The organism is Mycobacterium sp. (assembly GCF_040398885.1).
In the GTDB taxonomy this organism is placed as follows: Bacteria; Actinomycetota; Actinomycetes; order Mycobacteriales; family Mycobacteriaceae; genus Mycobacterium.
Map to the genome: position 1 here is coordinate 1 of NZ_JBBATF010000121.1, position 9,435 is coordinate 9,435.

The window sequence follows — 9,435 nt, forward strand, 5'->3', positions numbered from 1 at the left end:
GGTCGGCCGCCGCCGTGGTCGGCGGCAGGGCGATCGCGATTGCGCTGGCTCCCGCGGCGGCTGTGGCGGCCAGTGCCGTCCACAGTCCGGGGCGTCGTGAAGTCGAGTCCGGCTGCGTCATGGCGCAAAACCTACCGTGTCGCAGCCGTGGCGCAAGTTCGCACTCGGCTGTGTCGGCTGCTGTTTGACAACGATTCGGGCAAATTTCCCCGATTACGTCTGATCGGACCGGCGGCCCGTGTGCAAACTCACTGACTGCGCCTTCACCGTGAACCACACCGGGTCGCCGATCGTCAGGCGCAACTCGGCAACGGCGTCCGGGGTCACATCGGCGGCCACCCCGGGCAGCCCGTCGGACTGTTGGGCGCCGCGCACCCGGACCACCCCGCCGGCCAGTTCGAGTTCCGCGATCCGCACCCTGAGGCTGTTGCGCGGACTGCCCTGGGGCTGTTCCCGGTACACCGCCACCGACGCCGGCGCGAACACCGCCACCGCGCCCCGGCCGACCGCCGGCGCCTCGCCGTCCCGGCCCGGCAGGCCGTGCCACAGCTGCCCGTCGGCGTGCAATGTCGCCGGACCGACCAGCACACCCCGAACCAGGTTCACCCCGGCCAGACGTGCGCCGAATCCACTGCGCGGGGCCGCGAGCACGTCGCCCACCGCGCCGGACTCGACGATCCGGCCCGCTTCCAGGACCAGCACCCGGTCGGCCAGTCCGAGCACGTCGAGCAGGTCGTGGGTGATCAGGACGGTGGGGCGGGTCCCGGTCGCGGGGTCGGCGAGCACATCGCGCAGCACCGTCCGCACCGAGGTCGCCGCGGCCACGTCCAGACCGGCCAGCGGCTCGTCGAGCAGCAGGACGTCCGGTTCGGCGGCCAGCGCCCTGGCCAGCGCCACCCGTTGGGCCTGACCGCCGGACAACTCCCCCGGCCGGCGGTCGGCCAGCGGGCCGGCGTCGACCCGGTCCAGCCAGTGCCGGGCTCGCCGCCGCCCGGCGGCGAAGGCGACGTTGCCCCGCACGCTCATGTTCGGAAAGAGCATCGGCTCCTGCTGCAACAGCCCGACCCGCCGCCGGTGGACCGCCACGTCCACCCCGGCGTCGGTGTCGGTCAAGGTCCGCCCCCCGACCCGCACGACGGCCCGGTCGGCAGGCAACAGGCCGGCCACCACGGCGGCGGCCGAGGACTTGCCGGCCCCGTTGGGGCCAACCACGGCCAGCACCTCGCCCGGACCGACGCCGAACGCGACGTCCAGGTCCCGCGCCGCGACGTTGACCGCCACCTCGAGCTCAGCCACCGGCGCTCCCCCCGCCTCCCGCGAGCCGTCGCGGGCCCAGGCCCAGCACGATCGCGGCGGCGACGACGACGAGCAGCACCGACAGTGACACCGCGGCGGCGGGATCGGCCTCGCGCTGCAGGTAGATCTCCAGCGGCATGGTCCGGGTCACTCCCGGTCGGGACCCGGCGAAGGTCAGCGTCGCACCGAACTCGCCCAGCGCGCGGGCGAAGGCCAGCACCCCGCCGGACAGCAGACCGGGGCCCAGCAGCGGCAGCGTCACCCGCCACCAGACGCGGGAGGGGCTCGCACCCAGGGTGGCGGCCACCCGGTCGTAGCCGCTCCCGGCGGTGCGCGCCGCGCCCTCCAGCGCGATCACGAGGAAGGGCAGCGAGACGAAGGTCTGTGCCAGTACCACCGCCGCCGTACTGAACGCGATCCTGATTCCGGCCGCCTCGAGGTGCTGGCCCAGCAGCCCCAACCTGCCGAACACGTAGAGCAGGGCGAGACCGCCCACCACCGGCGGCAGCACCAGCGGCAGCAGCACCAGGGACCGCAGGATCCGGACGGCCCGGCCGTGATGGCGGGCCAGCACCAAGGCCAGCGGCACACCGCACAGCAGGCACAGCAGCGTGCTGGCCGCGGCGGTGCGCAGGCTGAGCGCGAGCGCGGTCCGCGAGGGCTGACTGGTGACCAGCGCCCCGAATCCGGTCCAGTCCGCCTTGACGGCCAGCGCGAGCAACGGCAGTGCGATGAACGCCGCCCCAACCGCGGCGGGCAGGTACAGCCAGCGCGGCAGCGCGGCCGGCGATGGCCCGGGCGACCCCATCAGCTGACCCTAATCGGGAGGTGGCAAGGGCGTTCCGGCACCGGCCGGACGGCCAGCGCCCTGCGTTCTCGAGCTGATCGTTGCGATCAGCACAGCGAGGACAGATCAGTCCGACGACGACACCTGCCGCTCAGTTCGGGGCGAATATCCCACCGTCCCAAGATCTGTTGCCCTATCGTCCTTTCGGGGATTGCCCGTTCCAAGGGCTAGCGGGCGAGGGGGGTGGCAAGTGAGTCTGACGTATCGTGAGTTCTGGACGCTGCTCCACGGAATGGTCTTTGGTGCTGTGTTCTTGCTGGGCTTCGCAGGTGGCCTCGAAGGGCTCTGGGGTCTTCGACCCCATCAGATGACCGCCGAGGGCATCCGCGGCAGGATCCGGCGTCTGAAGGTCGGCGTAACCGCGATGGCGGTGGCAGCGTGGGGAACGGTGCTGACCGGGACCTGGGTCGTGTACCCGTGGTACCGCGAGGATGTCCCGAACAGCCCCCGATCGCTGCTACTCGCCGACCCGGCGAGGGCGGACTGGCACCACTTCGGCATGGAGTGGAAGGAGCACGTCGCCTGGCTGAGTCCGATCCTGGCCACCACCGTGGCCTTCATCGTCCTGTACTACGGCAGCAGCCTCATCCGCCACGAACGATTGCGCAAAACCACTGTCTTGCTGTTCGTACTGGCATTCGCCTTCGCGGGAGTGGCCGGGCTCTTCGGGGCCCTGATCACTAAGAACGCCCCCTTGACCTAGGAGCATGGAATGGCATCGAACTCGAACTCCGGCGTTACCCCGCTCCCCGAGTTAGCCGATGTTCCGGACCAGCCGGAAGGGCCCGTGGCTGCCGCGATCCTCGCCGCTGGCATTGGCGCGCTTGCGCTGGGGATCCTGACCACCCTTGCCGAGGCCAACCGGACCATCAAGAAGTTCCTCAACTTCTACGATCCCGTCGGTCCCCTGTCGGGCGTGACGATCGGTGCGGTCGCTGTCTGGCTGATCGCCTGGGGCATCCTCCACATGCTGTACCGCACCCAGTCCGTTGAGTCCGGTAGACGACTTGCCGCATCTTTGGTCCTCGTCGGGCTCGGCGTTTTGGGGACGTTTCCACTGTTCTTCCAAGCCTTCGCGCCGGCGTAACAGGACGCTGCGGATAGCCGGTCCGGACTATGCTCGGGCGTCGTGACGCGGCGCGCAAAGATCGTCTGTACTCTCGGCCCGGCGACCGACAGCGACGACATGGTGAAAGCCTCGTTCGAGGCCGGAATGGACGTCGCCCGAATGAACTTCAGCCATGGCGACCACTCCGACCACGAGGCCTCCTACGCCCGCCTCCTACGCCCGTGTCCGCAAGGCCTCTGACGAAACCGGGCGGTCGTCGCGGCCCTGGTCGCACAGACCGCCGTCGCCGGCCGGGTCGTGACCATCGGCCGCAGAGCGGCGATCGGCTACGGCTAGTGTCAGCCGGGTGACGATCCGACTGGGGCTGCAGATCCCGAACTTCTCCTACGGAACACCGGTCACCGAGTTGTTCGCCACCGTCGTCGCGCAGGCCCGGGAGGCCGAGGCCGCCGGCTTCGACGCCGTCTTCGTGATGGACCACTTCTACCAGCTGCCGATGCTGGGCTCACCCGACCAGCCGATGCTGGAGGCCTACACCGCGCTCGGCGCGCTGGCCACCGCCACCGAGAGGGTGCTGCTGGGCACGCTGGTCACCGGCAACACCTACCGCAACCCGGCCCTGCTGGCCAAGATCATCACCACGCTCGACGTGATCAGCCGGGGCCGGGCGGTGCTCGGCATGGGAACCGGCTGGTTCGAACTCGAGCACGACCAACTGGGTTTCGAATTCGGCACCTTCACCGAGCGGTTCGCCAAGCTGGACGAGGCCCTCCAGATCCTGCTGCCGATGATCGCCGGCGAGCGGGTCAGCTTCACCGGCCGGTACTACCGGACCGAGGAGGCGATGGCCGAACCCCGGTTCCGCCCGCATATTCCGCTGATGATCGGCGGAAGTGGTGAGAAGAAGACCTTCGGCCTGGCCGCCCGCCACTTCGACCACCTCAACATCATCGCCGCGTTCTCCGAGCTGCCCGGCAAGGTCGCGGCATTGGCGCGGCGATGCGAGGAGGTCGACCGCGACCCCGCCGGCCTGGAGACCAGCGTGCTGCTGACGGTCGTTCCGGACCCCGGGTTCACCGCCGACATGGTGCCCCGCGGAATGCGCGGCAGAATGGTGGCCGGCAGCCCGGAGCAGATCGCCGAGGCGGTGCAGGCCAACGTGCTCGACGCCGGGATAGACGGGGTGATCGTGAACATCCCCTCCTACGTGCCCGGGTCGATCACCCAAGTCGGCGCGGCGCTGGGTCCGATCGTCGGAGCCGGCCCACCGGAAGATCCGTTGATCCAGGAGCGAGAATGACCCATCCCGGCGCGACTCCGTCCGACCGGCACAAGGTCGTCATCGTGGGCTCGGGCTTCGGCGGCCTCAACGCGGCCAAGAAGCTCAAGCGGGCCGACGTCGACATCAAGCTGATCGCCAAGACCACCCATCACCTGTTCCAGCCGCTGCTCTACCAGGTGGCGACCGGCATCATCTCCGAGGGCGAGATCGCCCCGCCGACCCGGGTGATCCTGCGCAAGCAGAAGAACTGCCAGGTGCTGCTCGGCGAGGTGACCTACGTCGATCTCGCCAACAAGACCGTCGACTCGGTGCTGCTGGGCCACACCTACCGCACCCCGTACGACTCGCTGATCGTGGCAGCCGGCGCGGGCCAGTCGTACTTCGGCAACGATCACTTCGCCGAGTGGGCACCGGGTCTTAAGACCATCGACGACGCACTCGAACTTCGCGGTCGCATCCTGGGCGCGTTCGAGCAGGCCGAACGGTCGAACGACCCGGAACGACGGGCCAAGCTGCTGACGTTCGTCGTGGTGGGCGCCGGCCCCACCGGTGTGGAGATGGCGGGCCAGATCGCCGAACTCGCCGACCACACCCTCAAAGGGGCGTTCCGCCACATCGACTCGACCGGGGCCCGGGTCATCCTCCTCGACGCCGCCGCCGCGGTGCTGCCGCAAATGGGCGAAAACCTCGGGATGAAGGCCGCCGCGCGCCTTGAGAAACTCGGCGTCGAGATCCAACTGGGCGCCATGGTCACCAACGTCGACCGCAACGGCATCAACGTCGTCCACGACGACGGCCGGGAAGAGCGCATCGAGTGCCAGACCAAGGTGTGGTCCGCCGGTGTGGCGGCCAGCCCGCTGGGTAAGCACATCGCCGACCAGTCCGGGGCCGAGATCGACCGGGCCGGCCGGGTCAAGGTGTTGCCGGACCTGACCGTGCCGGGGCACCCCGAGGTATTCGTCGTCGGCGACATGGCGTCGATCGAGGGCGTTCCCGGTCAGGCGCAGGGCGCCATCCAGGGCGCCTCCTACGCCGCCAGGCTGATCGCGGCGGAACTCAACGGCGCCGACCCGGCGGCACGGGAGCCGTTCCGGTACCTGAACAAGGGCTCGATGGCGACGGTGTCGCGCTACTCCGCGGTGGTCCAGGCCGGCCCGATCGAGTTCGGCGGGTTCATCGGCTGGCTGTCGTGGCTCTTCCTGCACCTGATCTACCTGGTCGGGTTCAAGGCGCGGCTGACCACCGCGCTGTCCTGGATCGGCACCTTCATCGGCAGCCGCCGCGGTCAGCTCACGATCACCGAGCAGCAGGCCTACGCCCGCACCCGACTCGAGCAACTGGAGGAGATCATCGAGCGCGTCGAGGAGGTCCCGGTCACCTCCAACCCCGACTCGCTCAACTGGAACCGCTGAACTCGAATAGCATTGAGATCCACCGCGACGCACCACGCCGCACCGGCCGCATAAGGGGAAACCATGTCAGCCGTCCGCCAGTCACTGCTTCGCGCCGCCGCCGCGGCCCTCGGTGCCGGTGCCATCCTGATCGGCCCCGGCGGCTTGGGCACCCCCCATGCGCACGCCGACGACCTGCCGCCGGGCTGCACCAGCGCGGACATGACCGGCGTGATGTCGGGAATCTCCGCGGCCATGTCGGTGTACCTGTTCACCCACCCCGACGTGAACACCTTTTTCACCGGCCTGCAGGGCCAGCCCAAGACGGCGGTCCGCGACCAGACCGAGGCGTACCTGAACGCGAACCCGACCGTGCGGGCCGAACTGGAGGCGATCCGTAAGCCCTCCCGGGACTTCCGCGACCGCTGCAACCTGCCGCAGCGCGCGCTCATCCTCGCCGACGCCATCTGAGCGGCGGTCCCGGCCTCAGCCGGCCAGCACCATGGTGAAACCCGACGAACTGGTCTACCGACTGCTGCGGCGGCTACCCACCCGGACGCTGTCGCTGCGCACCATCGTCATCACGGCCGCCCTCGCCGTCGTCATCCTCGTGCTCACACTGGGCACCTGGGTGTGGGTCGGGGTCACCAACGACCAGTACAACCAACTGGACCGGCGGTTGGACTCGGTGAGCAGCCTCGGCGACTTCAGCACGCTGCTGTCCCAGCCGTCCGCGGCCGGAACGCCCAGTCCGGACGGGAATCTGGTTCGCACCGTCCGGGCCGGGTCCACGGCCGTGTCGGTGCCCGCCGACGTCGTGCTGCCGAAACTGGCCGACGGATACGCCAGCACGACGATCGACGGGGTGGAGTACCGGGTGCGCACCTTCTCGGTGGGTGTCGCATCCATCGCCCTGGGTGCGCCGCTGGCCGAAACGAAGCGCCGGATCGACCAATTGCATTGGCGCGTGGTGGGAATCTGCGCCGGCGTGATCGCCGGCACCGTCGTCGTCGGCTGGTTCATCTCACTGATCATGGTCGACCCGTTCCGCCTGCTGGCGCAGCAGGCCCGGGCGATCAGCGCCCAGTCCAAACCCGAGGAGGTCCAGGTCCGCGGCGTGCGCGAGGCCGTCGAGATCGGCGAGGCGGTCGAGGACATGCTGGCCCGCATCGGCGACGAGCAGGCGAAGACCAAAGCGGCACTGGAGTCGGCGCGGGATTTCGCCGCGGTGGCCTCACACGAGTTGCGCACGCCGCTGACGGCCATGCGCACCAACCTCGAGGTGCTGGCGACCTTGGACCTGCCCGACGAACAGCGCAAGGAGGTGATCGGGGACACCATCCGCACCCAGAGCCGGATCGAATCCACCCTGAGCGCGCTGGAACGGCTCGCGCAGGGCCAGCTGACCACGGCCGACGACTTCGTCTCCTTCGACGTCACCGAACTTCTCGACCGCGCCGCGCAGGACGCCGAGCGCACCTACCCGAATCTGCAAGTCTCGCTGGTGCCTTCACCGGCGGTTCCGATGGTCGGCCTGCCGGCCGGTTTGAGCCTGGTGCTCGACAACGCCATCGCCAACGCGGTGCGGCACGGGGGCGCGACCAGGGTTCGGCTCGCCGCCCACAGCTCGCCGGCCGGGGTGGAGGTCACCATCGACGACGACGGCAGCGGCGTGCCGGAAAACGAGCGCGCCGCGGTCTTCGAGCGATTCTCCCGCGGGTCGACGGCCGGCCACTCCGGCTCCGGACTCGGTCTGGCACTCGTCGCGCAACAGGCCCAACTCCACGGCGGCACAGCCGATCTGGCCACCAGCCCGCTGGGTGGCGCCCGACTGTCCCTGCGACTGGCCGCCGACTCGGCCTAGCCCGGATCAGGACTGGGCGGGGAGGTTCTGAAGCCGGACCTGACCCCGGGCGACCAGCCGCCGCCGGTCGTCGCGGATCGTCACCAGCCACAACTGCTGTCGACGGCCCCGGTGCACGGGTTCGGACTCCGCGTGGGCGGTCCCCCCGGTGACCGCCCGCAGGAAGTCGGTGTTGTTGTTGACCCCCACCACGTTGCCGCCTCCGTTCGCCGAAAGCCACACGTAGGCCGAGACGCTCGCCAGCGACTCCACGACCGAGCACCAGACTCCGCCGTGCACGATCCCCATCGGTTGCAGCAGCGTCGGCTTGACCGTCAACTCCGCCCGCACCCCGTCCGGCGTCACCTCGGTGTAGGTCAACCCGATCTCGGCGTCGAAGGGTGCGGACAACTCAGGGTTCGGGCCGGACTCGGGATGCACGTCTCAGTTCTACACGCGCACCCGGGCGGTACAACCGGCGAATCGCGGGTACGACGTCCGGTAGTATGTCGACCAGCCTCGACTGCGAGGGGAGACGAGGGCATGGCAAAGCTGACCGGCCTGGGGGACCTGGAACGCGCCGTCATGGACCACCTGTGGGCCGCCGACGAGCCGCAGACCGTCCGTCAGGTTCACGAAAGCCTGCGCGCGGAGCGCGATCTGGCCTACACCACGGTGATGACCGTCCTGCAACGCCTCGCCCGCAAGGGCCTGGTGGTGCAGATCCGGGACGACCGTGCGCACCGCTACACCGCCAGGCACGGCCGCGATGAACTGGTCGCCGGCCTGATGGTGGATGCGCTGGCGCAGGCTTCCGACTCCGGTGATCGCCGGGCCGCCCTGGTCCACTTCGTGGAACGGGTGGGCGCCGAGGACGCCGAGTCGTTGCGGCGGGCGCTGTCGGACCTGGACACCAAACACCGAATCCTGTAGCGGCCGCGGATTCGCTGGGGAAGACTGTCAGGCGTGTCAGCGGTGGCCTTCGCCCTCCTCGCGGTGGCCCTCGCCGGTCCGGTGCCGGCCCTGCTATCCCGGGCGGCCTGGCCGATGCGCGCACCGCGGGCCGCGGTCGTGCTCTGGCAAGCGGTTGCGCTGGCCGCGGTGCTGTCCGCCCTCAGCGCCGGCCTGGCACTGGTGGCCGGGCTGCTGATCCCGGATTCCGGCGCCGCCCCGGGCTGGCCGGTGTGGCTGGGGTCGGTCCCCGTCCTGGTCCTCACGCTGACCATCGGCGGCCGCCTCGTCGTCGCCGTCGTCGACGTCGCTGTCGGAACCCGCCGGCGCAGGGCCCACCACCGCATGGTGGTCGATCTGCTCGGGGAGTCACCCCGGGATCTCACCGGGGTGCGGGTGCTCGACGTGGCCGAGCCGCTGGCGTACTGCCTGCCCGGCATGCGCAGCCGCGTGGTGCTCAGCCGCGGCACGCTCCGTGCCCTCGACGGGCCGGAACTCGCCGCGATCCTGCGGCACGAGCGGGCCCACCTGCGGGCCCGCCACGACCTCGTCCTGGAGGCGTTCATCGCGGTGCACACCGCCTTCCCTCGCCTGGTGCGCAGCGGCAGCGCGCTGGATGCCGTGCGACTGCTCGTCGAACTGCTCGCCGACGACGCCGCCGTGCGCGCCGCCGGCCCGCGGCCCCTGGCCCGCGCCCTGGTCGCCTGCGGGTGCGGGCCCGCGCCGAGCGGTGCGCTGGCCGCCGGCGGGCCCACC

11 protein-coding genes and 1 pseudogene are annotated in these 9,435 nt (G+C 70.3%); 9 read left to right on the forward strand and 3 right to left on the reverse strand.

What is annotated here, in order from left to right; genetic code table 11:
- Positions 1-213 precede the first annotated feature (213 nt).
- Entirely contained in the window at positions 214-1,296 is a 1,083-nt protein-coding gene (locus tag ADBZ5U_RS11665; RefSeq protein ID WP_526265580.1) for a sulfate/molybdate ABC transporter ATP-binding protein, read from the reverse strand.
- On the reverse strand, positions 1,289-2,104 hold the full coding sequence (locus ADBZ5U_RS11670; protein WP_526265582.1) for an ABC transporter permease: 816 nt from the start codon (positions 2,102-2,104) through the stop codon (positions 1,289-1,291). The genes ADBZ5U_RS11665 and ADBZ5U_RS11670 overlap by 8 nt, the downstream gene beginning before the upstream one ends.
- Positions 2,105-2,450: 346 nt before the next feature.
- Between ADBZ5U_RS11670 and ADBZ5U_RS11675 the strand changes: the two genes are divergently transcribed.
- From ADBZ5U_RS11675 to ADBZ5U_RS11705, 7 genes and pseudogenes are all read left to right on the forward strand, one after another.
- Positions 2,451-2,846 carry a hypothetical protein gene (locus tag ADBZ5U_RS11675; protein WP_526265584.1) on the forward strand — a complete coding sequence of 132 codons (396 nt, stop codon included), beginning with the start codon at positions 2,451-2,453 and terminating at the stop codon, positions 2,844-2,846.
- 9 nt (positions 2,847-2,855) lie between these two features.
- The gene (locus ADBZ5U_RS11680; protein ID WP_526265586.1) at positions 2,856-3,230 is read left to right on the forward strand and encodes a hypothetical protein; all 375 of its coding nucleotides are present in this window, start codon (positions 2,856-2,858) and stop codon (positions 3,228-3,230) included.
- A 42-nt stretch (positions 3,231-3,272) separates the two neighbouring features.
- Positions 3,273-3,425: pseudogene (locus tag ADBZ5U_RS11685) on the forward strand (pyruvate kinase); the annotation flags it as partial.
- Positions 3,426-3,558: 133 nt separating this feature from the next.
- Positions 3,559-4,512 (forward strand): LLM class F420-dependent oxidoreductase, encoded by a 954-nt coding sequence (locus ADBZ5U_RS11690; RefSeq protein ID WP_526265588.1) that lies wholly within the window; start codon positions 3,559-3,561, stop codon positions 4,510-4,512.
- Positions 4,509-5,906: a type II NADH:quinone oxidoreductase Ndh gene (ndh, locus tag ADBZ5U_RS11695; RefSeq protein ID WP_526265590.1), complete on the forward strand. Its 1,398-nt coding sequence runs from the start codon at positions 4,509-4,511 to the stop codon at positions 5,904-5,906. The genes ADBZ5U_RS11690 and ndh overlap by 4 nt, the downstream gene beginning before the upstream one ends.
- 63 nt (positions 5,907-5,969) lie before the next feature.
- A complete protein-coding gene (locus ADBZ5U_RS11700; protein ID WP_526265592.1) occupies positions 5,970-6,356 on the forward strand; it encodes a hemophore-related protein in 387 nt (128 codons plus the stop codon).
- 31 nt (positions 6,357-6,387) lie between these two features.
- Positions 6,388-7,749, forward strand: coding sequence for a sensor histidine kinase (locus ADBZ5U_RS11705; RefSeq protein WP_526265594.1), 1,362 nt, complete (start codon positions 6,388-6,390; stop codon positions 7,747-7,749).
- Positions 7,750-7,755: 6 nt separating this feature from the next.
- Here ADBZ5U_RS11705 and ADBZ5U_RS11710 read toward each other — a convergent pair whose 3' ends face one another.
- A complete protein-coding gene (locus ADBZ5U_RS11710) occupies positions 7,756-8,169 on the reverse strand; it encodes a PaaI family thioesterase (protein WP_526265596.1) in 414 nt (137 codons plus the stop codon).
- A gap of 102 nt (positions 8,170-8,271) precedes the next feature.
- Here ADBZ5U_RS11710 and ADBZ5U_RS11715 point away from each other — a divergent pair, with 102 nt between their 5' ends.
- Complete coding sequence (locus tag ADBZ5U_RS11715) at positions 8,272-8,661, forward strand: BlaI/MecI/CopY family transcriptional regulator (RefSeq protein ID WP_526265598.1); 390 nt, start codon at positions 8,272-8,274, stop codon at positions 8,659-8,661.
- Between the two features lie 33 nt (positions 8,662-8,694).
- Positions 8,695-9,435 (forward strand): M56 family metallopeptidase (locus tag ADBZ5U_RS11720; RefSeq protein WP_526265600.1); only part of this gene is annotated, 741 nt, incomplete at its 3' end.

What these genes read in the sequence shown, in the direction of transcription:
- ADBZ5U_RS11670 (WP_526265582.1), bottom strand. Translation starts at nt 2,104, where the DNA reads ATGGGGTCGCCCGGGCCATCGCCGGCCGCGCTGCCGCGCTGGCTGTAC.
- ADBZ5U_RS11675 (WP_526265584.1), top strand. Translation starts at nt 2,451, where the DNA reads ATGACCGCCGAGGGCATCCGCGGCAGGATCCGGCGTCTGAAGGTCGGC.
- ADBZ5U_RS11680 (WP_526265586.1), top strand. Translation starts at nt 2,856, where the DNA reads ATGGCATCGAACTCGAACTCCGGCGTTACCCCGCTCCCCGAGTTAGCC.
- ndh (WP_526265590.1), top strand. Translation starts at nt 4,509, where the DNA reads ATGACCCATCCCGGCGCGACTCCGTCCGACCGGCACAAGGTCGTCATC.
- ADBZ5U_RS11700 (WP_526265592.1), top strand. Translation starts at nt 5,970, where the DNA reads ATGTCAGCCGTCCGCCAGTCACTGCTTCGCGCCGCCGCCGCGGCCCTC.
- ADBZ5U_RS11705 (WP_526265594.1), top strand. Translation starts at nt 6,388, where the DNA reads ATGGTGAAACCCGACGAACTGGTCTACCGACTGCTGCGGCGGCTACCC.
- ADBZ5U_RS11715 (WP_526265598.1), top strand. Translation starts at nt 8,272, where the DNA reads ATGGCAAAGCTGACCGGCCTGGGGGACCTGGAACGCGCCGTCATGGAC.